The 26,238-nt window shown below is 68.6% G+C and carries 28 protein-coding genes and 1 tRNA gene; 17 read left to right on the top strand and 12 right to left on the bottom strand.

The window, feature by feature from the left end; translation table 11 throughout:
• Positions 1–6: 6 nt before the first annotated feature.
• The 6 genes from DTPSY_RS14690 to DTPSY_RS14665 all read right to left on the bottom strand — a co-directional run bounded on the left by DTPSY_RS14690 (position 7) and on the right by DTPSY_RS14665 (position 5,333).
• Complete coding sequence (locus DTPSY_RS14690; RefSeq protein WP_015914225.1) at positions 7–456, bottom strand: hypothetical protein; 450 nt, start codon at positions 454–456, stop codon at positions 7–9.
• A 102-nt stretch (positions 457–558) separates the two neighbouring features.
• Positions 559–635 (bottom strand) — tRNA-Met (locus tag DTPSY_RS14685).
• Between the two features lie 26 nt (positions 636–661).
• Positions 662–1,441 (bottom strand): enoyl-CoA hydratase, encoded by a 780-nt coding sequence (locus DTPSY_RS14680; protein WP_015914224.1) that lies wholly within the window; start codon positions 1,439–1,441, stop codon positions 662–664.
• A gap of 50 nt (positions 1,442–1,491) precedes the next feature.
• Positions 1,492–3,273, bottom strand: a complete 1,782-nt coding sequence (locus DTPSY_RS14675; protein ID WP_015914223.1) for a M61 family metallopeptidase — start codon at positions 3,271–3,273, stop codon at positions 1,492–1,494.
• A gap of 167 nt (positions 3,274–3,440) precedes the next feature.
• Positions 3,441–4,151 (bottom strand): DsbC family protein, encoded by a 711-nt coding sequence (locus tag DTPSY_RS14670; RefSeq protein WP_015914222.1) that lies wholly within the window; start codon positions 4,149–4,151, stop codon positions 3,441–3,443.
• 42 nt (positions 4,152–4,193) lie between these two features.
• The gene (locus tag DTPSY_RS14665; RefSeq protein WP_015914221.1) at positions 4,194–5,333 is read right to left on the bottom strand and encodes an FAD-dependent monooxygenase; all 1,140 of its coding nucleotides are present in this window, start codon (positions 5,331–5,333) and stop codon (positions 4,194–4,196) included.
• A gap of 101 nt (positions 5,334–5,434) precedes the next feature.
• On the opposite strand from DTPSY_RS14665, the gene DTPSY_RS14660 reads away from it, so the two are divergent.
• Together DTPSY_RS14660 and ychF are read left to right on the top strand one after the other, a co-directional pair.
• A complete protein-coding gene (locus tag DTPSY_RS14660; protein ID WP_011806714.1) occupies positions 5,435–6,304 on the top strand; it encodes an MOSC domain-containing protein in 870 nt (289 codons plus the stop codon).
• Between the two features lie 123 nt (positions 6,305–6,427).
• Positions 6,428–7,522: a redox-regulated ATPase YchF gene (gene ychF, locus DTPSY_RS14655; RefSeq protein ID WP_011806713.1), complete on the top strand. Its 1,095-nt coding sequence runs from the start codon at positions 6,428–6,430 to the stop codon at positions 7,520–7,522.
• 84 nt (positions 7,523–7,606) lie between these two features.
• On the opposite strand, the gene phnN is transcribed toward ychF, so the two are convergent.
• From phnN to phnF, 3 genes are read right to left on the bottom strand one after another with little or no spacing between them, the layout of a single operon-like run.
• Complete coding sequence (gene phnN, locus DTPSY_RS14650) at positions 7,607–8,188, bottom strand: phosphonate metabolism protein/1,5-bisphosphokinase (PRPP-forming) PhnN (protein WP_015914220.1); 582 nt, start codon at positions 8,186–8,188, stop codon at positions 7,607–7,609.
• Positions 8,185–8,898, bottom strand: a complete 714-nt coding sequence (locus DTPSY_RS14645) for a DUF1045 domain-containing protein (RefSeq protein ID WP_015914219.1) — start codon at positions 8,896–8,898, stop codon at positions 8,185–8,187. Before DTPSY_RS14645 ends, phnN begins: the two co-directional genes overlap by 4 nt.
• Positions 8,891–9,655 carry a phosphonate metabolism transcriptional regulator PhnF gene (gene phnF, locus DTPSY_RS14640; RefSeq protein ID WP_015914218.1) on the bottom strand — a complete coding sequence of 255 codons (765 nt, stop codon included), beginning with the start codon at positions 9,653–9,655 and terminating at the stop codon, positions 8,891–8,893. The genes DTPSY_RS14645 and phnF overlap by 8 nt, the downstream gene beginning before the upstream one ends.
• Positions 9,656–9,730: 75 nt before the next feature.
• On the opposite strand from phnF, the gene phnG reads away from it, so the two are divergent.
• The 11 genes from phnG to phnE all read left to right on the top strand — a co-directional run bounded on the left by phnG (position 9,731) and on the right by phnE (position 18,809).
• On the top strand, positions 9,731–10,243 hold the full coding sequence (phnG, locus tag DTPSY_RS14635) for a phosphonate C-P lyase system protein PhnG (protein ID WP_015914217.1): 513 nt from the start codon (positions 9,731–9,733) through the stop codon (positions 10,241–10,243).
• A complete protein-coding gene (gene phnH, locus DTPSY_RS14630; RefSeq protein WP_015914216.1) occupies positions 10,240–10,860 on the top strand; it encodes a phosphonate C-P lyase system protein PhnH in 621 nt (206 codons plus the stop codon). The genes phnG and phnH overlap by 4 nt, the downstream gene beginning before the upstream one ends.
• A gap of 2 nt (positions 10,861–10,862) precedes the next feature.
• A complete protein-coding gene (locus DTPSY_RS14625; protein ID WP_015914215.1) occupies positions 10,863–11,975 on the top strand; it encodes a carbon-phosphorus lyase complex subunit in 1,113 nt (370 codons plus the stop codon).
• Complete coding sequence (locus DTPSY_RS14620) at positions 11,972–12,889, top strand: alpha-D-ribose 1-methylphosphonate 5-phosphate C-P-lyase PhnJ (protein ID WP_015914214.1); 918 nt, start codon at positions 11,972–11,974, stop codon at positions 12,887–12,889. The genes DTPSY_RS14625 and DTPSY_RS14620 overlap by 4 nt, the downstream gene beginning before the upstream one ends.
• A complete protein-coding gene (locus tag DTPSY_RS14615; RefSeq protein ID WP_015914213.1) occupies positions 12,886–13,344 on the top strand; it encodes a GNAT family N-acetyltransferase in 459 nt (152 codons plus the stop codon). Before DTPSY_RS14620 ends, DTPSY_RS14615 begins: the two co-directional genes overlap by 4 nt.
• Positions 13,341–14,129, top strand: a complete 789-nt coding sequence (gene phnK, locus DTPSY_RS14610) for a phosphonate C-P lyase system protein PhnK (RefSeq protein ID WP_015914212.1) — start codon at positions 13,341–13,343, stop codon at positions 14,127–14,129. Before DTPSY_RS14615 ends, phnK begins: the two co-directional genes overlap by 4 nt.
• Entirely contained in the window at positions 14,126–14,842 is a 717-nt protein-coding gene (gene phnL / locus DTPSY_RS14605) for a phosphonate C-P lyase system protein PhnL (RefSeq protein ID WP_015914211.1), read from the top strand. The genes phnK and phnL overlap by 4 nt, the downstream gene beginning before the upstream one ends.
• On the top strand, positions 14,839–15,990 hold the full coding sequence (locus tag DTPSY_RS14600) for an alpha-D-ribose 1-methylphosphonate 5-triphosphate diphosphatase (protein WP_015914210.1): 1,152 nt from the start codon (positions 14,839–14,841) through the stop codon (positions 15,988–15,990). The genes phnL and DTPSY_RS14600 overlap by 4 nt, the downstream gene beginning before the upstream one ends.
• A 107-nt stretch (positions 15,991–16,097) precedes the next feature.
• A complete protein-coding gene (gene phnC, locus DTPSY_RS14595; protein ID WP_015914209.1) occupies positions 16,098–16,952 on the top strand; it encodes a phosphonate ABC transporter ATP-binding protein in 855 nt (284 codons plus the stop codon).
• A 42-nt stretch (positions 16,953–16,994) separates the two neighbouring features.
• Entirely contained in the window at positions 16,995–17,939 is a 945-nt protein-coding gene (gene phnD / locus DTPSY_RS14590; RefSeq protein WP_015914208.1) for a phosphonate ABC transporter substrate-binding protein, read from the top strand.
• A gap of 60 nt (positions 17,940–17,999) precedes the next feature.
• The gene (gene phnE, locus DTPSY_RS14585) at positions 18,000–18,809 is read left to right on the top strand and encodes a phosphonate ABC transporter, permease protein PhnE (RefSeq protein ID WP_015914207.1); all 810 of its coding nucleotides are present in this window, start codon (positions 18,000–18,002) and stop codon (positions 18,807–18,809) included.
• 117 nt (positions 18,810–18,926) lie between these two features.
• Here the strand turns inward: phnE and DTPSY_RS14580 are convergent, their stop codons facing one another.
• Both DTPSY_RS14580 and DTPSY_RS14575 read right to left on the bottom strand, forming a co-directional pair.
• Positions 18,927–20,345, bottom strand: a complete 1,419-nt coding sequence (locus tag DTPSY_RS14580; protein WP_015914206.1) for a M20 family metallopeptidase — start codon at positions 20,343–20,345, stop codon at positions 18,927–18,929.
• 14 nt (positions 20,346–20,359) lie between these two features.
• Positions 20,360–21,373, bottom strand: a complete 1,014-nt coding sequence (locus tag DTPSY_RS14575) for a tripartite tricarboxylate transporter substrate binding protein BugE (protein WP_015914205.1) — start codon at positions 21,371–21,373, stop codon at positions 20,360–20,362.
• A gap of 202 nt (positions 21,374–21,575) precedes the next feature.
• Between DTPSY_RS14575 and DTPSY_RS14570 the strand changes: the two genes are divergently transcribed.
• Positions 21,576–22,547: a LysR family transcriptional regulator gene (locus DTPSY_RS14570; RefSeq protein ID WP_015914204.1), complete on the top strand. Its 972-nt coding sequence runs from the start codon at positions 21,576–21,578 to the stop codon at positions 22,545–22,547.
• 22 nt (positions 22,548–22,569) lie between these two features.
• On the opposite strand, the gene DTPSY_RS14565 is transcribed toward DTPSY_RS14570, so the two are convergent.
• Positions 22,570–23,103, bottom strand: coding sequence for a YqaA family protein (locus DTPSY_RS14565; protein WP_041839077.1), 534 nt, complete (start codon positions 23,101–23,103; stop codon positions 22,570–22,572).
• Positions 23,104–23,272: 169 nt separating this feature from the next.
• Between DTPSY_RS14565 and dusB the strand changes: the two genes are divergently transcribed.
• From dusB to purH, 3 genes are all read left to right on the top strand, one after another.
• A complete protein-coding gene (dusB, locus tag DTPSY_RS14560; protein WP_015914202.1) occupies positions 23,273–24,334 on the top strand; it encodes a tRNA dihydrouridine synthase DusB in 1,062 nt (353 codons plus the stop codon).
• A complete protein-coding gene (locus DTPSY_RS14555) occupies positions 24,315–24,548 on the top strand; it encodes a Fis family transcriptional regulator (protein WP_011806682.1) in 234 nt (77 codons plus the stop codon). Before dusB ends, DTPSY_RS14555 begins: the two co-directional genes overlap by 20 nt.
• 82 nt (positions 24,549–24,630) lie before the next feature.
• The gene (purH, locus tag DTPSY_RS14550; protein WP_015914201.1) at positions 24,631–26,232 is read left to right on the top strand and encodes a bifunctional phosphoribosylaminoimidazolecarboxamide formyltransferase/IMP cyclohydrolase; all 1,602 of its coding nucleotides are present in this window, start codon (positions 24,631–24,633) and stop codon (positions 26,230–26,232) included.
• Positions 26,233–26,238: the final 6 nt, after the last annotated feature.

Below are 26,238 nucleotides of genomic sequence, written 5' to 3'. Positions count from 1 at the left end.
GGTGTGTCAGCGCAGCGCGGCGGGCTTGGTGTCCCACTCGAAACGCACGTTGGTTTCGGTGTCGCTGCCCTTGCGGGGCAAGGCGGCCTCGGCGGGCGTGAGGATCCAGGCGGTGAGCAGCATGCCCGTGCTGGCCTCGGTCACGTAGTTCACCTTCAGGGGCTTGCCCTGCACGGTGTGGGTCATGACCAGCGCGTTCTGCGGGCTGAACAGGCGCATGCCGGGCGCCACCTGGATGGCATTGCCGTTGAGCAGGGCCGTCGTGCGGTCTTGGAAGTTCAGCGTGCCGCGCAGCGCATTGGCGGGGAAGGTGCGCGCAAGGCCGGTGGCCGCCACCGTCTGGGCCGTGGCGGCCGTGGACGCGGCGCCGCCCAGCAGTGCCAGGCATGCGAGGGTCGCCAGCCAGGCGCCGCGGGTGCGGGTGGACGCGAAGGTGCGGGTGTTGCAGCGATTCATGGTGTACATCCAGGGGCTGAAACGAAAATTCTAGTGGCAGGCGCCGGCCCGCCACGCGGCTAAAGAAAAACCCGCAGCACCTGGGGCGCTGCGGGTTGTATCTGGTGGTGGTACCGGGACTTGAACCTGGGACATCAGCATTATGAATGCTGCGCTCTAACCAACTGAGCTATACCACCGAAGCCGCGAATTATAGAACAAAAATTTATTGGTGCGTGAAGACTGCGGCGCGCTTGTTCACGAAGGCGTCCATGCCTTCCTTCTGGTCCTGGGTGGCGAACAGCGCATGGAACAGGCGGCGCTCGAACATCACGCCATCGCTCAAAGTCCCTTCGAAGGCGCGGTTCACCGATTCCTTGGCGGCCATCACGGCGATCTGCGAGAAACCGCTGATGACGAGGGCCGCGCCCAGGGCTTCTTCCATCAGCTTGTCCAGCGGCACCACGCGGCTGACGAGGCCGGAGCGCTCGGCTTCCGTGGCGTCCATCATGCGGCCGGTGAGGGCCATGTCCATGGCCTTGGCCTTGCCCACGGCGCGCGGCAGGCGCTGCGTGCCGCCCGCGCCGGGGATCACGCCCAGCTTGATTTCGGGCTGTCCGAACTTGGCATTGTCCGCCGCGATGATGAAGTCGCACATCATGGCCAGCTCGCAGCCGCCGCCCAGGGCGTAGCCGCTCACCGCCGCGATGACGGGCTTGCGGATGCTGCGGATCTGCTCCCAGTTGCGCGTGATGTAGTCGCCCTTGTACGCATCGGCAAAGCTGTACTTGGCCATGGCGCCGATGTCGGCGCCCGCGGCGAAGGCCTTCTCGCTGCCCGTCAGGATGATGCAGCCGATCTTCTCGTCGGCGTCGAACGCCTTGAGGGCCTCGCCCAGCTCGGTCATGAGCTGGTCGTTGAGCGCGTTGAGCTGCTTGGGACGGGCGAGCGTGATGATGCCGACCTTGTCCGCTTCGGTGCGGACTTCGATGCATTCGTAGGCCAAGGTGATCTCCTGTTTGTAGTGGGTGGGATGCCGGGAATATACCCAAGCCTTCATGCCTGAGGACCCGGCTGGGCCGGCCCCAGCCAGCGCTGGGCCACGGCGGCGTCCTGCACGTCCAGTCGCACCGTGTCAAAGGCCGCGCCGGCGCCTGGCAGAGTGAGCGCCAGGCGCATCAGACGCTGGTCGCGCGCCACCAGGGCCGTGATCTGGGTGGCGCTGGCGGCGTACAGCGGCACATCGTCCAACTTGTGCAGGCGCCAGGCCTGGCCCGGCGTTTCCAGCGCCAGCCATTCGTCGCCGGCCATGAAGCCGGCGGCCTCTGCCGCACCGCCGCGCAGCACGGTCTTGATGTGCACGCCGTGGTTCTCGTTCACGCGCAGGCCCAGGCGCTGGGCGATCTGCGCGGGCTCCGCCTGCAGCCGGATGCCATGGGCGGCCAGCAGCTCGGCCAGCGGCAGCTCCGCCGTGCCGTGCGCCCACTGCCCGATCTCGCCGGACCAGTCGCGCCCCGACAACTCCTGCAAAACGGCCAGCAGGTCGGTCTCGGCCATGGGGCCGCCGCCGGTGCGCTGCCACAACGCGCGCATCACGTCGTCCAGCGTGGTGCGGCCTTCGCGGCGCAGCGCGAGGTCCAGGCACAGGCCCACCAGCGCGCCCTTGGTGTAGTAGCTCACGGTGCTGTTGGGCGTGTTCTCATCCTGGCGGTAGTACTTGACCCAGGCGTCGAAGCTGGCCTGCGCCACCGACTGCACCTGGCGGCCCGGCGTCTGCAGCATCTGGTTGATGTTCTTGGTCAGCAGACGCAGGTAGGTGGCGTGGTCCACCAGGCCCGCGCGGCGCAGCAGCAGGTCGTCGTAATAGCTGGTGAAGCCTTCGAAAAACCACAGCAGCTCGGTGTAGTTCTCGCGCGTGTAGTCGTAGCGCGCGAATTCGGCGGGGCGCAGGCGCTTGACGTTCCAGGTGTGGAAGTACTCGTGGCTGATGAGGCCGAGCAGGGTGGTGTAGCCCTCGGGCGTGGCGGCCTCGCCCACGCGCGGCAGGTCGCGCCGGCCGCAGATGAGGGCGGTGGAGTTGCCGTGTTCCAGCCCGCCGTAGCCGTCGTGCACCACGTTGAGCAGGAACACGTAGCGTGTGAACGGCGGCTGCTGCGCGCCATGCCAAAAGCGGATGGCCTCCTCGCAGATGCGCTGCACGTCGCGCAGCAGGCGTTCGCCATCCAACGACGGCGCGGCGCCCGCCACCACCAGCTGGTGCGTCACGCCGCAGGCGGTGAATTGGGCGCTCCAGAACGGGCCCATCTCCACGGGGCAGTCGACCAGTTCGTCATAGTTGCGTGCGCGGTACAGCCCGAAGCCGGACGGTGCGACCGCCACCGGCTCCAGCCCCGTGGCCAGCGACCAGCCGGCCAGCGCGGGCGGGCACGCGACCTCCAGCGTGTGCGGCGCCTCCTCTTGCCCGTGCACGCGCAGGCACAGGCTGGTGCCGTTGAAGAAGCCCCGCGTGGCGTCCAGCCAGGCGGTGCGCACCGAGGTGTCGTAGGCGGCCACCTCGTAATTCAGCACCAGCGGCGTGCCCGCCGTGCACTGCGCGCGCCAGCGGTGCTTGTCCAGCTGCTGCAGGGGCACGGGGGCGCCGCCCTGCTGCGCTTGCAGCGACTGCAGGTTCTTGGAGAACTCGCGCACCAGGTAGCTGCCCGGAATCCACACCGGCAGCGACAGCTCCTGCTGCGCCGCCGGCACCGCCACGGTGAGCGTGACGCGGTACAAGTGGGCGTGGGTCTGCGTGGGGTCGATGCGGTAGTGGACGGCGGCGGTGCTGGCGGCAAAAGACATGGCGGAATGCAGCGAGAGGGGTGACGTCAAAAAAAATAGCTGCTTGCGCTTACTAGACAAGGGTTTCAATATGAAATGTATTGAAAGTCCTCAGTGAGCAAGCGCTAGCAGCTCTCATATTTGCAGCGCATGCCGATGAAGGATGCGCGGTGGGCGGCAGTGGCGCCTTACTTCCCGGCAGCGGCCAGGCGCTTTTCCACGTCCTGCGCGCCGATGGCGCCGGGCACGCGCGAGCCGTCGGCAAAGATCAGCGTGGGCGTGCCGGTGATCTTGTGCTTGCGCCCGAACGCCAGGTTGCGCTGCAGCGCTGCCGTGTCGCAGCTGGCCGCTGCGGGCGTCTTGTCGCGCAGCATGTGGTCGTCCCACGCGGCCGCGCGGTCCTTGGCGCACCAGATGTTGCGCGACTTCTCGGCCGAGTCGGGGCTGAGGATGGGGTAGAGGAACAGGTACACCGTCACGTTGTCCACGTTCTGCATGTCCTTCTCGAAGCGCTTGCAGTAGCCGCAGTTCGGGTCCTCGAACACCGCCAGCTTGCGCTCGCCGTTGCCACGCACCAGGGTGAAGGCGTCCTGCAGCGGCAGGGCCTTGAAGTCCACCGCCGTCAGCTTGTTAATGCGGTCCTCTGTCAGGTTGCGCCGCGCCTTGGTGTCGATCAGCTCGCCCTGGATCAGGTAGTTGCCCTGGGCGTCGGTGTAGAACAGGTCGGTGCCGATGCGCACCTCGTACAGCCCCTTCATGGGCGTGGAGCGCACTTCGTCGATCTGCTGCAGCTGCGGGATGCGCTCGGCCAGCGCCTTGCGGATCGCTGCGTCCTGTGCCGATGCGTTCAGGCCCAGGAACAGGGCAGTGGCGGCCAGCAAGGTGGGGAGGAGTTTCATTACGTTGGTTTCCGTTCTACTCAGAAAAAGGGGCTCGTCGTATCAGTCAGCGCCCATGGCCTGGCGGGCCACCCAGGCCTTGAGCGGGCCGCTGCGCTCGAAGCCCTTCATGCCCCAGTTGCGCAGCGCGGCCAGCGCGCCCTCGCGCCGGGTGAAGAGTTGCTGCAGGCCGTCCATGGCCATGCCCATCGGCAGCAGCGTGGCCTTGCGTTCGCGCTCGTAGCTGCGCAGCAGGCGCAGATCGCCCACGCTGCGCCAGGCCGCGCGCGCGTGCAGCACACGCGCCAGCGTGCGCGCGTCGCCCAGGCCCAGGTTCAGGCCCTGGCCGGCCAGGGGGTGCACGTTGTGTGCGGCGTCGCCGGCCAGTGCCCAGCTGCGGCGCGCACCGAGGGCGGACTGGCCGGGCAGGGCGCCGCACCAGTGGCGCGCCTGGGCCTGCTGCAGCGGCCAGCTGGCGCGCGGGCCCACGAGCTGCAAAGCGCCCAGCGCATCGCGGCTGGCTTCGCGCAGGCGCTGTGTGAAGCTGCCCTCGTCGGCCTGCAGCCAGTGCGGAGCCTGCTCCTGCGGCACCGACCACACCACGGCCACGGTGCGCCCCTGGGCGCCGTCCAGCGGCAGGAAGGCGAGGATGCCGCCGTCGGGCAGGAACCACTGGCGCGCCACCTGGCCGTGGGGCCGCTCGCACACCAGCCGCGTGGCGATCGCGTGCTGGGCGTAGGGGGTGATGTCGAATTCGGCACCGAACTCGGCGCGCGTGCGGCTGGCGCGGCCTTCGCACACCACGGTGAGCGCGGCGTCCACGGGCGCGGCGACCGGCTCCACCAGCGGCTGAAAGCGCACGGCATCTGCCAGGCGCGCCTCCAGCGCGGGCACGTCCACGATCCAGGCCAGCGCGTCGTGGCCCTGCTGGGCCGCATCAAAGCGCACCTGGCCGTCCTGGTCGGCGTGCACCTGCATCTGCAGCACGGCCGTCGCATGCTGCGCGTCGGGCCAGCCGCGCACGGATTCCAGCAGCGCGCGCGAGGCGGCGTTGAGCGCGTAGGCGCGCACGTCGCCGTCGGAGGGGGAGCCCTCCGGCGGGCCCACCAGCGCCACGCGCAGGCGGTCGCGCGCCAGCAAGAGTGCCAAGGTGCGGCCCACCACGCCCGCGCCGCGGATACATACGTCAAATGTCTGCGCCATCCCGGGATTGTAGGAGCCGCGCTACGCCCCTGCGCCGGGTGGGGCGGCGGCACAATCGCGGGCCAATCCCCTCATCCATCGCCAGCGACAGGAGCAGCAGCGTGAGCTTTCGTGCAGACCATGATTTGACCGGTACCGTGGCCCGGCTGTTCATCCATCCCGTGAAGTCCTGCGCGGGCATCGAGGTGCAGCAGGCTCTGCTGACCGATACCGGGCTGGACCTGGACCGCGCCTGGATGGTGGTCGACGCGCAGGGCGTGTTCCTGTCGCAGCGCACGCTGCCGCGCATGGCGCTGATTCGCCCGCAGTTGCGCAGCGACGACCTGGTGCTGCGCGCGCCCGGCATGCTGGCGCTGCATGTGGCGCTGGACCGGGTCGAGCAGCCGGCCACCGTGCAGGTGTGGGACGACACCGTGCCCGCCTGGGACATGGGCGACCTGGCCGCGCAGTGGTTTTCGGACTTTTTGGGGCTGCGCTGCCGGCTGGTGCGGTTTGACCCGGAGCACCGCCGGCTGTCCAGTCTGCGGTGGACCGGCGGCATCGAGGCGCCCACCCAGTTCGCGGACGGCTTTCCGCTGCTGGTGGCGAGCCAGGGGTCGCTGGACGGCCTCAACGAGCGGCTGCTGGCCGCGGGCGAGGGGGCGGTGGGCATGGAGCGCTTTCGGCCCAACCTGGTGATTGCCGGGGTCGAGGCGCACGACGAAGACCGCATCGACGAGCTGTTCATCGGCACGGGCGAAGGCGAGGTGCGGCTGCAGCTCGTCAAGCCGTGCACACGCTGCCCCATCCCCAACATCGACCCCGCTACGGCCGAGAGCACCCCGGCCGTCAGCACGGCCCTGCGCCGTTACCGCCAGGACCCGCGCATGGACGGCGCGATCACCTTCGCCATGAATGCCATCGTGCGCGAGGGCACGGGCACGGTGCTGCGCGTGGGCCAGCCCGTGGCGGCCAACCTGCGGTTCGACTGAGGGGGGCCCTGCGGGGGGCGCCTGGCGAGGGGAGCCCCTGCGGGGCATTGGCGCGCGCGCCTCGCTGCATACCCCCTCCCGTAAAATGGCGGGTTTGTCTCCCGAACCTACGAAAGCCCTGCCATGAGCCTGAAATGCGGCATCGTGGGCCTGCCCAACGTCGGCAAGTCCACCCTCTTTAACGCCCTCACCAAGGCCGGCATTGCCGCCGAGAACTACCCTTTTTGCACCATCGAGCCCAACACCGGCGTGGTGGAGGTGCCCGATCCGCGCCTGCAGCAGCTGGCAGAGATCATCAATCCCGAGCGCATCGTGCCCGCCATCGTCGAGTTCGTGGACATCGCGGGCCTGGTGGCCGGTGCCTCCAAGGGCGAAGGCCTGGGCAACCAGTTCCTGGCGCACATCCGCGAGACCGATGCCATCGTCAACGTGGTGCGTTGCTTCGAGGACCCGAACGTGATCCACGTGGCCGGCCGCGTGGACCCCATCGCCGACATCGAGGTCATCCAGACCGAGCTGTGCCTGGCCGACCTGGCCACCGTCGAGAAGGCCCTGCAGCGCTACAGCAAGGCGGCCAAGAGCGGCAACGACAAGGAAGCCGCCAAGCTGGTGCAACTGCTCACGCCCATCCAGGCTGCGCTGGATGAGGGCAAGCCGGCGCGCACCGTGCCCGTGTCCAAGGAAGACGCGCCGCTGCTCAAGCAGTTCTGCCTGATCACCGCCAAGCCGGCGATGTTCGTGGGCAACGTGGCCGAGGACGGTTTCGAGAACAACCCCCTGCTGGACAAGCTCAAGGCCTATGCCGAGGCCCAGGGCGCGCCCGTGGTCGCCATCTGCGCCAAGATCGAGGCCGAGATGGCCGAGATGGGCGACGAGGACCGCGACATGTTCCTGCAGGAAATGGGGCTGGAGGAGCCGGGCCTGAACCGCCTGATCCGCGCGGGCTTCAAGCTGCTGGGCCTGCAGACCTACTTCACGGCCGGCGTGAAGGAAGTGCGCGCCTGGACCATCCACGTGGGCGACACCGCGCCGCAGGCCGCCGGCGTGATCCACGGCGACTTCGAGCGCGGCTTCATCCGCGCGCAGACCATCGCGTTCGAGGATTTCATCCAGTACAAGGGCGAGCAGGGCGCCAAGGACGCGGGCAAGATGCGCGCCGAAGGCAAGGAATACGTCGTCAAGGACGGCGACGTGATGAACTTCCTCTTCAACGTCTGACCTGCGCCGCGCTGCGTATCCGCACTGGATAGGCCCGCAAAACCCCGTTGTGCTTTGCACCCGCGGGGTTTTTTCTTCTTGAGGCTATTGATCGAGCCGCTCCAGCGGGGCGGCGGCGGCCTGCGAACGCGCACGCAGTTCCGCGAGCAGTTGCGCGGCCGCGTCTTCCAGCGCGCCGTCGTTGCGGATGCGGATGCTTCCCTGGGGCAGCTGCAGCTGCACCTCGCGCGCCAGCCGGGCCTCTACGGCTTCTGCCGTTTCGCGCCCACGGGCGATCAGGCGCCGGCGGAGGATGTCGGCAGAGGCGCCGATGTGGACGACCTGGGCCGCAGGCCACTCGCGTAGCAGCGTCGGCAGGTGCTTGCGTGATCCGTTCACGAAGACCCAGTGGCCCTGGCGCAGGGGCGCCAGTTCGGCATGGCGCACGCCGTAGTGCAGACCGTTGGCACTCCATTGCAGCGCAAATGCCTGCGTGGCGCTCAACTGGCGGAAGGCCTGGGCGTCGACGGCCTCATGTTGCTCGCCCTGTGCCGCGCTGGGACGGGAGATGGTGCGGCGCGCCCAATGCACGGGGATATCCTGGGGCCAGCGGGCGCGCAGGGCGGCCAGCACGCTGTCCTTGCCTGCGCCCGAGGGGCCGATGACGTACACGAGTTGCCCCGTCATGGCTGGAAACTCATTTGCTCGATGAGGACGAAGTCCGCCCCGGGTGTCGGCTCCGCGAACAGGGAGAGTCGGTCTATCCGGCATGGCCCCAGGCCGCTGAAATGCCGTGAGGCGGCGTCGAGCAGTACCGCCTGGCAGCCCGCGGGTTGATCGTGCAGCGTTCCCGTCAACGACAGATGGAAGCGGTAATGGTCCAGCACCCACGGATAGCCCCAGGCTAGCAGCAGGGCGTCCTGTTCGGCGGTCAGGCCGGCGCGCCGGCGCCTTGCCAGTTCGCTTGCGCCCAAGGGCGCGGCCAGTGGGTGGAGCTGCCGCACGCAGTCTGCGGCCAGCTGCTCCAGCGCGGCCGGCGGCTGCACGGGCCGCAAGGCCAGGAAGCTGCCCATCGCACACGCTTGCAGCGCTGGTAAATCGAACGCGCTCCGCTGTTGGCAGAGCTGGTGGAGTGCCGCGCGCACCTGCTGCAGACCTTGGCCTTCCGCCAGTTGGAAGGGAGCCTTGAGCGTGGCATGCCAGCCATAACGCCGCGGCTCGGCCGTCAGTTGCGCAAATGCGTGGGGGCTCAAGCCGGGCGGGCAAGGCTGGGTCAGCGCCCGGCCGGTGGCCGCGCAACGGCCCAGCCAGTGGCTGCCGGCACTCCACCAGCCGGAGTCGGGAGCAGGCGCGTAGTACACGGCGACGCGGTGGGGACGGGCTGCGTCGTCAGTCATGTGCATGGTCCATCGTCAGCGTGACCCGGTCGCCGGCGAACCAGGCGCGGGCGAACTCCACGGGGACGCCTTCGGTGTCCACGTTCACACTGGTGACCAGCAACGTCGGCCGGCTGGCAGGCTGGTGCAGCAACGTGGCCACCTTCGCCTCCGGCAGGCGTGCGGAGATGCGGCTCTCCCGACGGGTGTAGTCGGCCACCCCCAGCTGTGCCAGCGATGCGGTGATGGAGCCCGTGGCCCGCAGGTGGGTGTCCAGCCCGGCGAGGCGGGGCAGGGGAAAGTACCGGTCGCTGACGTGCAGGGGCTGCCCGCCCCCGTCACCCAGCACGACGAGGTGGAGCACTTGCGAGCCGGGAGGCACCTCCAACGCCTGCGCGACCGCGGAGTCGGCGCGCAGCACATGGGACTGCAGCACCTTCATGCCGCCCTTCAGGCCCGCCTGGGCCAGGCTCTGGCGGTGCCGGGGGCGCTTGCCGAGGACGAGGTCCACGGCGAATTCCTCCACATAGGTTCCGCTGCCCTGGGCCGAACGCACCAGCCCCAGCTGCCCCAGCGTGGTCAACGAACGGCGGATGGTGTGCCGGTTGACGCCGTATTGCTGGGCCAGGGCATGTTCCGAGGGCAGGCGTTCGCCCGGCGCATAGATGCCGCGGCGAATCGCGTCGGCGATTTCGTGGGCGATGCGTGCCCAGAAGCTGTGCTCGGGGTGGGGCAGGACCAAAGTGGTGTTGTCGGCGGTGGCGGTATTTTTTGTCATGAAAGCTACACGAGGGGTGCCTAAGCTCCAGGCTACTGCATAAGTTGTCTACACAACATAGAAAGTAGCACCCCCATGTTTCATGCGTTTGACAGCGATGGGCCCCGCCGCAGCGGGTGCTCGCGCGCCGAATGGATAGCCCTGCTGGCCAGGGCGCCCCTGCCCCTGTTGGAGCAGGCCATGCGGCCCCACCAAGACCGGCGCCGCACCGAGTGGCTGCGCCCCCCCGAAACCGGCTTGTACATGGTGCAGGGCCGCGCAGGCGGCACCGGGCAGCGCTTCAACCTGGGTGAGGTCACCGTGACGCGTTGCGCACTGCGTTCACGCATGGACGGCGCGCACACCGCGCCCGTGGGCGTGGCCTATGTCTTGGGCCGCAACCACCGGCAGGCGGAGCTAGCGGCCATGGCGGACGCCCTGCTGCAGGAGCAAAACGCCGATCTGGAGCAGGTGCTGCTGGTTCCCGTGCGCGAGCACCTGGCCCAACAGCAGGCGCAAAGGCGGACCCGTGCACAGATGACCAAGGTGGATTTCTTCACCGTGGCCCGCGAAACCGGTGCGGGTGAAGGCGAGGAGGACGAGGCATGAGAAGCGAAGACCTGCAACAGGTGCGCCCCGGTTTCGATGACGCGGCCCTGGGCAGCCAAGCGGTGTTCCGCCAGGCGCTGCAGGCGTTGTCCCTGCCGGGCCGCGTGGTGGAGCTGCCGGCGGTGGCGCAGCTGCCGTCGCGCGGACAGGGCGCCGCGGCCTTGCTGCTGTTGGCTCTGCTGGACAGTGACTGCACGCTGTGGCTCTCGCCCTCGCTGGCGGGCTCGGATGCAGAGGCCTGGCTGCGCTTTCACACCGGATGCCGCTGCGTCGCCGCGCCGCAGCAGGCGCGCTTTCTCTGGCTGGCGGCGGGCGATGCATGGCCGTCGCTCACACAGCTGGCGCTGGGCAGCGACGAATACCCCGACCAGTCGGCCACCTGCGTGCTGGAGGTGGGCGTGCTGCAAGGCGACGCGGGCGACGAGCTGCGGCTGACGGGGCCGGGCATCCGAGACGAGGCGTGCCTGCGCGTGGCAGGGCTTCCCGCCGATTTCGCCGAGCAATGGGCGGCCAACCATGCGGCGTTTCCGCGCGGTGTGGATGCGTTCCTTGCGTCGGGCGTGCGCGTGGTGGGGTTGCCCCGCTCGACCCGCGTGCAATCCATGGTGGAGGCCTGAGCATGTACGTGGCCGTCAAGGGCGGGGAAACCGCCATCCTCAACAGCTACCGCCTGCTGGCCGAACAGCGCCGCGGCGACGAGACCCTGCCCGCGTTGAGCGTGGCGCAGATCCGCCAGCAGATGAAGCTGGCCGTGGACCGCGTGATGACCGAAGGGTCGGTCTACGATCCCGATCTGGCCGCGCTCGCCATCAAGCAGGCCTGCGGCGATCTCGTCGAGGCGATCTTTCTGCTGCGTGCCTACCGCGCCACGCTGCCGCGCCTGGGCGACGCCTGCCCGCTGCGCACCGAAGACATGGCGCTGTCGCGCCGTGTATCTGCCACCTTCAAGGACCTGCCCGGCGGGCAGATCCTGGGGCCGACATACGACTACACCCAGCGCCTGCTCGACTTCACGCTGATGGCGGATGCGCAATCTCCGGCGGACATCGACAGCAGTGCCGCGGTGCCGGCCGAGGTCCCCACGCCGCGCGTGGTGGACCTGCTCAACCAGGAAGGCCTGATCGAAAAACACCCGTTGCCCGAGGGCGACCCCGCGCCCCGGGACCTGACGCGCGAGCCGCTGCGCTTTCCCGCCGACCGGGCCACGCGGCTGCAGAACCTGGCGCGCGGCGACGAGGGCTTTCTGCTGGCCATGGCGTACTCCACGCAGCGCGGCTATTCGCACACCCATCCCTTCGTGGGCGAAATCCGGCTGGGCGCGGTGGCCGTGGAGCTCGCGCCCGAGGAACTGGACTTCACGATCTCCATCGGCGACATCGAGCTAACCGAATGCGAGATGGTCAACCAGTTCGCGGGCAGCAAGAGCGAGCCGCCGCAGTTCACGCGCGGCTACGGCCTGGCGTTCGGCCACAGCGAGCGCAAGGCCATGGCCATGAGCCTGGTGGACCGCGCCCTGCGCGCGCCCGAGCTGGGCGAGGCCGTGGAATCGCCCGCGCAGATGCAGGAGTTCGTGCTCTCGCACAGCGACAGCCTGGAAGCCTCGGGCTTCGTGCAGCACCTGAAGCTGCCGCACTACGTGGACTTTCAATCCGAGCTGGAGCTGGTGCGGCGCATGCGTGTGCAGGCCGCTGCGCCCCGGCACGCGACCCAAGAGCAGGAGCAGCAGCCATGAACGCCCCCATCGACACAAGCCTGCTGGGCGCGCCGGACGCAGCGGCGCAGGCCGCGGCAGAGGTCAACTTCGCCTACCTGGACGAGCGCACCAAGCGCATGATCCGCCGCGCCATCCTCAAGGCCGTGGCCGTACCGGGCTACCAGGTGCCCTTCGGCTCGCGCGAGATGCCGCTGCCCTACGGGTGGGGCACGGGCGGCATCCAGGTCACGGCTGCCGTGATCGGGCCGCAGGACATGCTCAAAGTGATCGACCAGGGTTCGGACGACACGGTGAATGCGGTCAACATCCGCCGCTTCTTCCAGCGCACGACGGGCGTTCCCGTCACCACGCGCACGGTGCAGGCCAGCATCATCCAGACGCGCCACCGCATCCCTGAGACGCCGCTGCGCGAGGGCCAGGTGATCGTCTACCAAGTGCCCGTGCCCGAGCCGCTGCAGCGGCTGGAGCCGCGCGAGACGGAGACGCGCACCCTGCATGCGCTGGCCGAGTACGGCCTCATGCACGTCAAGCTGTACGAGGACATCGCGCGCTTCGGCCACATTGCCACCACCTACGACTACCCGGTGATGGTCAACGGCCGCTATCTGATGGCGCCGTCGCCCATCCCCAAGTTCGACAACCCCAAGATGCACATGAACCCGGCGCTGCAGCTGTTTGGCGCGGGGCGGGAAAAGCGTATCTATGCCGTGCCACCCTACACCGCGGTGGAGAGCCTGTCGTTCGAGGACCACCCGTTCGAGGTGCAGAAGTGGGACGCTGCGTGCGCGCTGTGTGGGTCCACGGATTCGTTCCTGGACGAGGTTATCACCGACGACCAGGGGGCGCGCATGCATGTGTGCTCCGACTCCGACTATTGCCAGGAGCGCCAGGCGCACGAGATGCAGCCGGCAGGGCAGGGGGAGCGGCCATGAACCTGTTCGTCCGCGAGGCCACGGCCGATGACCTGCCCGACGTGCTGGCGCTGTACGCGCAGCCGGGCCTGGATGATGCCCAGGTGCTGGACCTGGAGCGTGCGCGGGAGATCCATGCGCAGTTCGCCCGCTACCCCCACTACCACCTGTATGTCGCGTGCGATGCCGATGCGCCCGATCGCGTCGTGGCCAGCTATGCGCTGCTGGTGATGCACAACCTGGCCCACATGGGCACGCCCTCGGCGATTGCCGAGGACGTGGTGGTGGATGCCGCCTGCCGTGGCCAGGGCATCGGCAGGCGCCTGATGGCGCACGCTGTGGAGCGGGCGCGCGCCGCCGGTTGCTACAAGCTCGCGCTCTCTTCCAACCGCCGGCGCACGCAGGCCCACGGGTTCTACGAGAGCCTGGGCTTCGAGCGCCACGGGTACAGCTTTGTGATCGAGACCCAAGCATGACCGTCACCATCCTTCCCCAACCCCTGCTGCGCGTGCGCGGCGTGGCCAAGCGCTATGGCGCATTCACCGCGCTGCACGAGGCATCGTTCGACCTGTGGCCCGGCGAGGTGCTGGCCGTGGTAGGCGAATCCGGCTCGGGCAAGAGCACGCTCCTCAACGCCATTGCGGCGCGCACGCGGCCCGACGCGGGCTGTGTCGAGTACCGCCTGCGCGACGGCAGCCTGGAAGACGTGCACGGCATGAGCCAGGCACGCCAGCGCCTGCTGGCGCGCACCGACTGGGGCTTCGTGCACCAGAACCCCGCCGACGGCCTGCGCATGGACGTGTCGGCCGGCGCCAACGTGGGCGAGCGGCTGATGGGACTGGGTCAGCGCCACTACGGTCAGCTGCGCTGTGCGGCCGAGGAGTGGCTGCAGCGCGTGGAGATCGACGCCATCCGTATCGACGACGCGCCGCGCACCTTCTCGGGCGGTATGCGCCAGCGCCTGCAGATCGCGCGCAACCTGGTGACCCGTCCGCGCCTGGTGTTCATGGACGAGCCCACCTCCGGCCTGGACGTGTCGGTGCAGGCACGCCTGCTGGACCTCCTGCGCCAGCTCACGCAGGAGTTGCAGCTGGCGGTGGTCATCGTCACGCACGACCTGGCCGTGGCGCGCCTGCTGGCGCACCGCATGGTGGTGATGCAGCGCGGTCGGATCGTCGAAAGCGGCCTCACCGACCAGGTGCTGGACGACCCCCAGCACCCCTACACCCAGCTTCTCGTTTCTTCGGTGCTCCAGCCATGACGCAAGCCGTTCTCTCCATGACAGGTGTGGCCAAGCGCTTCACGCTCCACCACCAGAACGGGGCCGAGCTGCCCGTGCTGGACGACGTTGACCTGCAGGCGCGCCCCGGCGAATGCCTGGTGCTGGACGGCCCGTCCGGCATGGGCAAGAGCACGCTGCTCAAGCTGGTCTATGCCAACTACCGCGCCAGCGCCGGGCGCATCGAGGTACACGCGCCGGGCGGCACCGCCCTGGACGTGACCCAGGCCAGCGCCCGCGAGCTGGTGCAGATGCGCCGCGACACCGTGGGCTACGTGAGCCAGTTCCTGCGCGTGATACCGCGGGTGCCGGCCATCGACGTGGTGGCGGAACCTCTGGTCGAAGGCCGGGCTGGCGACGCCGCCGCGGTGGCGCAGGCCCGCGCCGAGGCCGGGCGCTGGCTGCAGCGGCTGTGCATTCCCGAGCGGCTGTGGCAACTGCCGCCGGCCACCTTCTCGGGCGGCGAGCAGCAGCGCATCAACATCGCGCGCAGCCTCATCAAGCCCCGGCCCCTGCTGCTGGTGGACGAACCCACGGCTTCACTCGACCGCGCGAACACGCAAACCGTGGTGGAGTTGATCCAGGAGGCGGTGGCGCGCGGCGCAGCCGTGCTGGGCATCTTCCACGACCCCGACGTGGGCGCCCAAGTGGCCACGCGACGTATTGACATGACCCGTTTCCGGAGGAGCGCATGAGCACACTCGTTTTCCGCAACGGCCGCATCGTGCTGGCCGATGAAGTGGTGCAGGGCAGCGTGCAGGCAGACCGGGGCCGCATCACCGCCGTGGACAGCGGCTCCACGCACGCCGCGGGCCACGATCTGGAGGGCGACTACCTCATGCCCGGCCTGGTGGAGATCCATACCGACAACTTCGAGCGCCACCTGATGCCGCGCCCCAAGGTGCAGTGGGCGGAAATGCCCGCGCTGCTTGCCCATGACGCCGAGGTGGCGGCCGCCGGCATCACCACCGTGTTCGACGCGCTGGGGGTGGGCGACGCCGACCCCGACAGCCTGCGCGGCAGCGCCTGGAGCGGCGTGGTGGAAACCATCGACACCTGCGCCGCGCAGGGCCTGCTGCGCGCCGACCACCACCTGCATGTGCGCTGCGAGCTGCCGGCGCCCAACACCATCGACCTGTTCGAGCCCTTCGATGGCCACGAGCGCCTGTCGCTGATCTCGCTGATGGACCACACCCCCGGCCAGCGCCAGTGGGAGGACATTGAGCAGGCGCGCGTGTACTACACGGGCAAGAAGGGCTGGAGCCTGGAGAAGTTCCTGCGTCAGGTGGAGTATTCCACCGAGCTGCAGGCGCGCTACGCGCAGCCGCACCGCCAGTATTTCGTGGACTACTGCCGCACGCACGGCATTGCGCTGGCCAGCCATGACGACACCACCGAGGACCATGTCCAACAGGCCCATGCCGAGGGTGCTTCGGTGTCGGAATTCCCGACCACCGTGGCCGCGGCGCGCGCCGCGCATGAGCGCGGCATGTGCACGGTGATGGGCGGGCCCAACATCGTGCGCGGTGGCTCCCACTCGGGCAACGTCGCGGCGGCTGAGCTGGCGCGGCTGGGGCTGCTGGACATCCTCTCGTCCGACTACGTGCCGGGCAGCCTGCTCGGCGCCGTGGCGCGGCTGGTGCACGACGGCATCCTGACCCTGCCGCAGGCCGTGGCCACGGTCACGCGCAACCCGGCGCGTGCCTGCAGCATGGACGATCGCGGCGAGATCCGCCAGAGCCTGCGCGCCGACCTGATCCAGGTGCGGCTGGTGGATCTGCCCAAGGGCGGCCAGCAGGCCGTGGTGCGCGCGGCCTGGCGCGAAGGCCGGCGCGTGATCTGAGGGGTGATGCGAAGGAATTCATGAAAGCTTCCCCAAGCTGTCAAAACCCCTTCATATGCGGCGCACACACTGCAATCTTGTCTAGACAGATTTACCGGAGATGGATGATGGCTCTTCGCATTCAGAACCTCAGCAAGCGCTTTGCCAGCGGCAGGCTCGCGCTGGACAACGTCAACCTGGACATCCGCCAGGGCGAAATGGTGGCGTTGATCGGTGCATCCGGCTCCGGCAAGTCCACCCTGCTGCGCCACGTCGCAGGCCTGATGGCGGGCGATGCGTCGGGCGGCGCCGTCATCGAGGTGGCGGGCCAGTGCGTACAGCGCGACGGCCGCATCCAGCGCGATGTGCGCCGCATCCGCGCGCAGGTGGGTTTCGTGTTCCAGCAGTTCAACCTGGTCGACCGCCTGCCAGTACTGGTGAACGTGCTGGTGGGGCGCCTGCACAGCATGCCCTGGTGGCGCGCGTGGACGCGCTGGTTCACCCCGGGCGAGCGCGCCATGGCGCTGGAGGCCCTGGCGCGCGTCGGCATCGCGGATTGCCACGGCCAGCGTGCCTCCACCCTGTCGGGCGGGCAGCAGCAGCGCGCGGCCATTGCCCGTGCGCTGGTGCAGGGCGCCCGGGTGGTGCTGGCGGACGAGCCCATCGCGTCGCTGGACCCCGAATCGTCGCGCAAGGTGATGGATATCCTGCAGCGCATCAACCGCGAGGACGGCTGCACGGTGGTGGTCTCGCTGCACCAGGTGGACATGGCCATGCGCTACTGCCCGCGCGTGGTGGCGCTGAACCAGGGCCGCGTGGTGTTCGATGGCCCGTCCAGCGAGCTCACTCCCGCGCTGCTGCGCAACCTCTATGGCATGCAGGCCGACGAGATCCTGCACACCGGCATGGCGCCACAGCCCGCCGCTGCGACACCAGCACCGGCGCAGGCGGCCTGGCCGACTCCCATGGCTCAGGCCGCCTGAGCCGCCCGCTTCCTTCCCTCACCCTTCCTCAAGGAATCTCTCATGATCAAACAAACCCTTGCCGCCGTGGCCCTGGGCGTGACGCTGACCGCCTCCTGGGCGCAGGAGATCAACTTCGGCATCATCTCCACCGAATCCTCGCAGAACCTGAAGTCCGACTGGCAGCCGCTGCTGGACGACATGGCCAAGCAGACCGGTCTGAAGGTCAAGGCCTTTTTCGCGCCCGACTACGCCGGCGTGATCGAAGGCATGCGCTTCAACAAGGTGCACGTGGGCTGGTTCGGCAACAAGTCAGCCATGGAGGCCGTGGACCGCGCTCATGGCGAGGTCTTTGCGCAGATGGTGAATGCCGACGGCACGCAGGGCTACTACTCGCACCTGATCGTGCACAAGGACAGCCCGCTGCAGACGCTGGACGACGTCCTCAAGAACGGCAAGTCGCTGAGCTTCGGCAACGGAGACCCCAACTCCACCTCTGGCTTCCTCGTGCCGGGCTACTACGTGTTCGCCAAGAACCAGCTCGACCCCAAGGCCGTCTTCAAGGTGGTGCGCAACGCCAACCATGAAACCAACGCGCTGGCCGTGGCCAACAAGCAGGTGGACGTGGCTACCAACAACAGCGAAAACCTGGCGAAGGTCCAGGAGCGCCAGCCCGAGAAGTTCAAGGACTTGCGCATCGTCTGGACCTCGCCCCTGATTCCGCTGGACCCGCTGGTCATGCACAAGCAGCTGCCCGAGGAGGCCAAGCAGAAGATCCGCAACTTCTTCTACAACTACGCCAAGACCGACCCGCGCGAGAAGGAGATCGTCTACAAGATTTCCAAGCTCTCGGGCTTCAAGCAGTCGTCCAACGACCAACTGATTCCCATCCGCCAGCTGGACCTCTTCGGCAAGCGCAACAAGATCGAGGCAGACGCCACGCTCGCCGCCACCGACAAGGCCGCCAAGCTCGCCGAGATCGACAAGCAGCTGGCTGCCCTGCAGTAAGCCCGTGACCCTCAGGGCCCGCTCCTGCCAGGGCGGGCCTTGTCACACCTGGACATCCCCATGACACCGACGATCAACCCCACTCAACTGGCATCGCTGTCCCACGCGGCCGCATCCCGGCACGGCCTCGCGTGGTACGCGGGCTGGGCTGCCGTGCTGCTGGTGCTCGCAGCCTCGTGGAAGGGCGCCGACATGCGCCCCCTGGAACTGCTGCGCGACTCCGGCAACATGGCCGAGTACGCGGGCTCCTTCTTTCCACCCAACTTCGCCAACTGGCAGATGTATGTGCAGGAAATGCTGGTGACGCTGCAGATCGCCGTATGGGGGACCGCGCTGGCCGTGCTGACGGCGGTGCCGCTCGGGCTGCTGGCGTCTTCCAACATCGCGCCCTGGTGGGTGTACCAGCCGGTTCGCCGCGTGCTCGATGCCTTCCGCGCCATCAACGAGATGGTGTTTGCCATGCTGTTCGTGGTGGCGGTGGGCCTGGGGCCTTTTGCGGGTGTGCTGGCGCTGTGGGTCCACACGGCGGGCACGCTGGCCAAGCTGTTCTCGGAAGCGGTGGAGGCCATCGACCCGCAGCCGGTCGAAGGCATCCGTTCCACGGGCGCCACGGCGCTGCACGAGATCGTCTACGGTGTGATTCCGCAGGTCATGCCGCTGTGGATCTCCTACACGCTGTACCGTTTCGAGGCCAATGTGCGCTCGGCGTCGGTGGTGGGCATGGTGGGAGCGGGCGGCATCGGCGTGGTGCTGTGGGAGATCGTCCGGGGCTTCCAGTACGCCGAGACGGCGGCGGTAATGGTCATCATCATCGTCACGGTCAGCGCCATCGACCTCGTCTCCGCGCAGATCCGCAAGCTTGCGCTTTGACATGCGCGCGGCGGGATGAGCCGTTAATGCATGAAGAACGGCTGCAGCGCTTTATGGTAAAGCGCTAGCAGCTATCGTTTTTGAAGTGACGCACTCGCGGCGCGACCTGGCGAGCCCTCAGGTGCGCAGGAACGGCAGCGGCACATCGGCCGGGATCGGGCAGGTGTACGGCTGGCCCTGGCGGCGTTCCAGCAGTTCCACCCTGGCCTGTGCGATCAGGTCAGGCTGGGCTACGAGCTCGATGGCTGTCGCCGCCAGCACCCGCGCGGCGCGCACCATGCCGGCGTGCGCCAGGGAGGACTTGCCCTGCGACACCATCTGCCATGAGTGCAGCGGCGTTCCGAAGGCATAGCAGGCCACCCAGGCCTGCACGGTGGGGGTGATCCAGCTCACGTCGGCCACGTCGGTCGAGCCGAACATGGTCTCGTTGGCCGCAGGGTCGTAGGGCGCCACACCTTCGAACACGGCGGGCACCTGGCCGCGCAGCACGCTGGCCAGCGGGCGGCTGACGGCGTCGATGTCGCCCGGGCTGAGCGTGGCCTGGAAGTCCGCCGCCCGGCCCCGTTCGCGGGCATCCACGGCCAGCGCGCCCTCGGCCTGCAGCCTGGCGTAGAGCACCTGGTTCAGCGTGGTGTTTTGCAGCAGGTTGGAGCAGGCCTTGTCGAACACGATCTCCACGCGGCAGTCGGTCATCAGTGCCGCGCCGCGCGCCACGTTCTGCACGCGCTCGTAGAGCTCGGCGGCCTCGTGGTTGCGCGCCGCGCGGATCAGGTACAGCACCTCGGCGCGGGCCTGCACCACGTTGGGCGACAGGCCGCCCGAGTCCGTCACGGCGTAGTGCACACGGGCGTCCGAAGGCATGTGCTCGCGCAGGTAGTTCACGCCCACGTTCATGAGTTCCACCGCGTCGAGCGCACTGCGGCCCAGGTGGGGCGAGTGCGCGGCATGCGAGGCCTTGCCGTGGAAGATGAACCTGGCCTGGATGTTGGCCAGCGTGCTCTGGCTGAAGACGCCCGTGAAGCTGGCCGGGTGCCAGGTAAGCGCGGCGTCCACGTCGTCGAACGCGCCTTCGCGCGCCATGAAGGTCTTGCCCGAGCCGCCTTCCTCGGCCGGACAGCCGTAGAAGCGCACGCGCGCCTTCGCGCCCGTGGCCTGCAGGTGCGCCTGCAGCGCAATCGCGGCGAAGTGGGCCGAGGTGCCCAGCAGGTGGTGCCCGCAGCCGTGCCCGGCCAGGCCGGGGCTGTCCACGGACGGCGTGCACACCAGGGCGCCGCTTTGCTGGTTCATGCCCGAGAGGGCGTCGTACTCGCCCAGGAAGGCGATCACCGGCCCCTCGTCGCCCCACTCGGCCATGAAGGCGGTGGGGATGCCGGCCACGTTGCGCGTGACGCGAAAGCCCACACCGGCCAGGGCATCGATGTGCAGCTGGGCGGACGCCGTCTCGGCATAGCGCAGCTCGGCCAGCGACCAGATCTGGTCCGCCAGCGCATGCATGCGCGGTGTTTCGCGTGTGAAGAAGTCCTGCAGTGAGCGCATGGGAATCGGCCTGCTTACTCGGGCTTCACGCCGGCCTTGTCCAGCAGCACCTTGTGGCGTTGCGTCTGCGCGGTGATCTGGGCTGCGAACTGGCTCTGGTCCATGTCGGTGGGGGTGGCGCCCAGGGTCTTGAGGCGCTTTTGCACGTCGGGCAGGTGCGCCGCCTTGACAGCCGCCTCCTGCAGCCGCTTGACGATGGCGGCGGGCGTGTTCTTGGGCGCGACGATGCCGAACCAGCTGATGCCCAGCTGGTTCAGGTCGTTGTAGCCTAGTTCCTTGAAGGTGGGCACGTTCGGCAGCTCGGGCGAGCGGCTTTCGGAGGCCAGCGCCACCGCAATCAGCTTGCCGCTCTTGATGTGGGGCAGGGACGAGGGCAGCTGGTCGGGCATCACCTGCACCATGCCGGCCAGCGCATCGTTGAGCGCAGGGCCGTTGCCGCGGTAGGGCACGACCAGGATGTCGGTCTTCAGTGTCTCGTTGAACGACGCCAGCATCAGGTGGCCCAGCGTGCCCGGCCCCGGTACGGCGCCGCTGATCTGCTTGGGCTGTGCCTTGGCCTTGGCCACGAAGGCCTCGAAACTGTTCACGCCCAGGCTGGGGTGCACCATGTAGACGGAGGGCATGGTGACCAGGTTGGCCACGGGGGTGAGCTTGGCGCCCAGGTTGGCCGCGCGGGTGTACAGCAGCGGGTTGATGGTCATGGTGCTCACCGTGGCCATGCCGATGGTGTAGCCGTCGGCTGCCGCGTTGGCCAGGGCCTCCGTGCCGAGCAGGCCGCCCGCGCCGGCCTTGTTGTCCACCACGATGGACTGGCCCAGCGTCTGGCGCATGCCTTCGGCCAGCACGCGGGCCACGATGTCGGTCGAACCGCCGGCCGCGAACGGCACGATCAGCTTGACGGGCTTGCTGGGATAGGCGTCGGCGGCCCGTGCGGCAGGGAACAGTGCGAGGGCGGCGCCCGCGGCGAGGGTGGAGAGTGTGAGTGACTTGAGGCTCAGGCGTCGGGCGGGCACAGGGGTGTTGCGCATGGGAGGTGTCCTTCAGGTTCAAGCGTCGAAAAACCAGACGCCGGGGTATGCGTGAATCGTTGCTGCTCATGCACGCATTGCATGTGCCGCGAATATAGAAAAAACCGGTTGCCCGCGGGCACCGTTTTGACAGGAAGGTATAAGCAGGACCGATGGCTGCATACTGGAACATCCGAGTCTCTAAGGACAACCTGGAGAACCTATGCGCGAATCCGATAGCTTCCCCGAAGGCCGCGTGCTGTTCTCACGCCTGGCCAAGCATGTACGCCTGCGCCAGTTGCAACTGCTGCTGGCCCTGCAGCAGTGCTGCTCAATCGCGAAGGCGGCCGCCCATCTGGACATGAGCCAGTCCGCCGCCACCCAGGCGCTGGCGGAGCTGGAACGGGTGCTGGATCTGCGGCTGTTCGAGCGGCACTCGCGCGGCATCCGCCCCACCCAGGCTGGGCAGGCGCTGATCGACGCCGTGCGCAGCGTGATGAACCAACTGGAGGACGTGTCGGAAACACTGGCCGCGATCCGCATGGGCGCGTCGGCCGCGCTGCGGCTGGGCTCCATCCCCGCAGCCGCGCACGCCATCCTCGCGCAGTTGCTGGCGCAGTTCTATGCGCTGCGGCCCCAGGTGCATGTGGATGTGCAGGAGAGCGAGGGGCCGCGCCTGCTGTCGCTTTTGATCAGTGGCGGGCTGGACGCCGTGTTCTGCCGACGTCCTGCGCTGTTGCCCGAGAGCTTTGTGTTCGAGCCGCTGCTGCGCGACGAGGCAGTGGTTGTCGCAGCCGGCACCCATCCGCTGGCGGTGCGTCAGGCCGTGCCGCTGGCGGCGCTCGGGGACGCGCGCTGGGTGCTGCCGACTTCCAACATCGCTGTGCGCGACATCTTCGAGCACACGGTGCTGGCGCAGCTGCCGCAGGCGCAGTGGTTTCCGGTGTCCACCGTGTCGCTGCCGGTGCTGGAAGGGCTGCTCGGCCACCCGCGCGCCGTGGCCCTGGTGCCGCGCAGCATCGTGCCCGGCCTGGCGCATGACCGCCCGGCGGGCGGAATCCGCATTCTGGACATGGCGGTGGACCGCGCGGCCTTGGCGCTGGCCGACCTGGGGGTGATGCATGCGCGGGAGCCGGCTCCCCCGTTGCTGCAGGACCTGCTGAAGCTGTGGCGTGCCGCGCATCCCCTGGGGTGAGGCGCTCAGCCGGGCGCGGGGGTCAGGCGTGCAGCCAGCGTACCCAGTCGCCCGGCACCAGGTACAGCAGGCCGGCCGTCATGCTGGCATAGCGGAAGAACTTGCCAATCGCCATGTAGAGCAGGCAGGGCCAGAACGGCATGCGCAGCCAGCCGGCCACGGCGCACAGCGGGTCGCCCACCACGGGCAGCCAGCTCAGTAGGCAGGTCTTGGGCCCCCAGCGGCGCAGCCACACGCGGGCGCGCCGTTCGGTGCGGCTCAGTTCGCGGGCGGGCTTGGCGGGGGCATCGGCATGGCCCGCGTGGCGGTGCCGGCGAGCGGCGTCCCAGGCGCGGTGCGCGCCCAGGCCCATCCACCAGCTGACCGCGCCGCCCAGCGTGTTGCCGGCCGTAGCCACCAGGATCGCGGGCCAGAGCAGTTCGGGGTTCAGCTTGACCAGGCCGAACACCGCCGGCTCCGAGCCCACGGGCAGCAGCGTGGCGGAGATGAAGGCCACGATGAACACCGTGCTCAGGCCGAATTGGGGCAGAGCCAGCAGGTCCAGCAGTTGGTGCATCCAGATTTCCATAGCAGGGCTGCGAGTGTAGGGGCAGCGGTGCGCTGGCTGCGTCGCCACCCTCGGGCGCAACATGCGCAATCGCAGTGCTGGCTTTTCGGTTGCTGAAATTTTGGGCAGGTAGAATCCGCCCCTTCGCCCACACACCCCCAGCCCGCCCGTACCGTCCATGCAGATCGGCCCCATTCCCTTGGCCAACCGCCTGTTCGTCGCCCCCATGGCGGGCGTGACGGACCGGCCGTTTCGCCAGCTGTGCAAGCGGCTGGGCGCGGGCTATGCGGTGAGTGAGATGGTGACCTCGCGCAAGGACCTGTGGAACAGCCTCAAGACCAGCCGCCGCGCCAACCACGAGGGCGAGCCCGGCCCGATCGCGGTGCAGATCGCCGGCACCGACGCGGCCATGATGGCCGAGGCCGCGCTCTACAACATCGACCGCGGTGCACAGATCATCGACATCAACATGGGCTGCCCCGCCAAGAAGGTCTGCAACAAGTGGGCGGGCTCTGCCCTGATGCAGAACGAAGCCCTGGCCGTGGAGATCGCCGAGGCCGTGGTGGCCGCCTGCGCACCGCGCGGCGTGCCGGTCACGCTGAAGATGCGCACCGGCTGGTGCCAGCAGCACAAGAACGCCGTGGTGCTGGCGCGCCGCTTCGAGGACGTGGGCATCCAGATGCTGACCGTGCACGGCCGCACGCGCGAGCAGGGGTACAAGGGCCAGGCGGAGTACGACACCATCGCTGCCGTGAAGGCCGCAGTGCGCGTGCCCGTGGTGGCCAATGGCGACATCACGTCGCCCGAGAAAGCCCGGGCGGTGCTGGCCGCCACAGGCGCCGACGCGGTCATGATCGGGCGCGCGGCCCAGGGCCGGCCGTGGATCTTCCGCGAGATCGGCCACTACCTCGCCACTGGCGAGCACCTCGCGCCGCCGCTGGTGGCCGAGGTGCGTCGCCTGCTGCTGGAGCACCTGCAGGACCACTACGGCCTGTACGGCGAGGCCAGCGGCGTGCGCAGCGCGCGCAAGCACATCGCCTGGTATGTGCGCGCGCTGCCGGGCGGCGAGGCACTGCGACAACACATCAACACCATCGAGGACTGCGCGGCGCAGTGGCAGGCGGTGGCCGATTTCTTCAGCGCGCTGGGCGCGCAGATGGACCGGCTGCCGGCCGCACACGACGGCGCCGACGCGGTCCCGCCCCTGAGGGAAACAGAGCATGAGCCGGAACAACATTGAACAATGCGTGCGCGAGAGCCTGCAGGGCTACTTTCGCGACCTGGGCGGCGAGACGCCCGACGGCGTGTACGACATGGTCGTGCGCCTGGTGGAAAAGCCGCTGCTGGAGGTGGTGATGAGCCACGCCGACAACAACCAGTCCCGCGCCGCCGAATGGCTGGGGCTGAACCGCAACACGCTGCGCAAGAAGCTGGTGGAGCACAAGCTGCTCTGACGTTGCTTCTAAAAGAATAGCTGGGGGCGCTTGCCCATCAAGCGCTTCAGCCCGATTTCATCAAAACCATCACGAGTCCCCCATGAACGCACTCCTTTCCGTCTCCGACAAGACCGGCATCGTCGAATTTGCCCAGGCACTGCATGCGCTGGGCATCCGCCTGCTGTCCACCGGCGGCACCGCCAAGCTGCTGGCCGAGAGCGGCCTGCCCGTCACCGAGGTGGCCGAGGTCACGCAGTTCCCCGAGATGCTGGACGGCCGCGTGAAGACGCTGCACCCCAAGGTGCATGGCGGCCTGCTGGCGCGCCGCGAGCTGCCTGCGCACATGGCGGCGCTGAAGGAGCACGGCATCGACACCATCGATCTGCTGGTGGTCAACCTGTACCCGTTCGAGGCCACGGTGGCCAAGGCCGGCTGCACGCTGGCCGACGCCATCGAGAACATCGACATCGGCGGCCCCGCCATGGTGCGCAGCGCCGCCAAGAACTGGAAGGACGTGGGCGTGGTCACCTCGGCTGACCAGTACGAGGCGGTGCTGGGCGAGTTGAAGGCCGCGGGCAAGCTGTCCGACAAGCTGCGCTTCACGCTGTCGGTGGCGGCGTTCAACCGCATCGCGCAGTACGACGGCGCCATCAGCGACTACCTGTCGTCCATCCAGTTCGACGAGGCCAAGCTGTCCGAGAGCTACGTGCCCGAACGCGCGCTGTTCCCCGGCCAGAGCAACGGCATCTTCACCAAGATCCAGGACCTGCGCTACGGCGAGAACAGCCACCAGCAGGCCGCGCTGTACCGCGACCTGCACCCTGCGCCCGGCTCCATCGTCACCGGCGTGCAGCTGCAGGGCAAGGAACTCTCGTACAACAACATCGCCGACGCCGACGCCGCCTGGGAATGCGTCAAGAGCTTCAAGCTGCCGGCCTGCGTGATCGTCAAGCACGCCAACCCCTGCGGCGTGGCCGTGGGCACGAGCGCGCTGGAGGCCTACAGCAAGGCCTTCCAGACCGACCCGACGAGCGCCTTCGGCGGCATCATCGCGCTGAACCGCCCCGTGGACGGCGCGGCCGCGCAGCAGATCGCCAAGCAGTTCGTCGAAGTGCTGATGGCGCCCGACTTCACGCCCGAGGCGCTGGAGGTGTTCAAGGCCAAGGCCAACGTGCGCCTGATGAAGATCGCGTTGCCTGCCTCCGGCGGTGCCACGGCGTGGGAGCAGGGGCGCAACCTGATGGACGCCAAGCGCGTGGGCTCGGGCCTGCTGCTGCAGACGGCCGACAACCATGAGCTGCAACTGCCCGATGTGAAGGTGGTGACCCTCAAGCAGCCCACGCAGGAAGAGATGCAGGACCTGCTGTTCGCCTGGAAGGTGGCCAAGTACGTCAAGAGCAACGCCATCGTGTTCGTGAAGGGCGGCATGACCATGGGCGTGGGTGCTGGCCAGATGAGCCGGCTGGATTCGGCGCGCATCGCCAGCATCAAGGCGCAGGCCGCGGGCCTGTCCCTGCAGAACACCGTGGTGGCCAGCGACGCCTTCTTCCCGTTCCGCGATGGGCTGGACGTGGTGGTCGACGCGGGCGCGACCTGCGTGGCTCAGCCCGGCGGCTCCATGCGCGACCAGGAGGTCATCGACGCGGCCAACGAGCGCGGCGTGGCCATGGTCTTCACGGGCGTGCGCCACTTCCGTCACTGACACGCG

The sequence above is a fragment of the [Acidovorax] ebreus TPSY genome, from assembly GCF_000022305.1.
In the GTDB taxonomy this organism is placed as follows: domain Bacteria; phylum Pseudomonadota; class Gammaproteobacteria; order Burkholderiales; family Burkholderiaceae_C; genus Diaphorobacter; species Diaphorobacter nitroreducens.
Note: the sequence above shows the minus strand (reverse complement) of the source record. Positions and strands in the feature narration are given on the sequence as shown.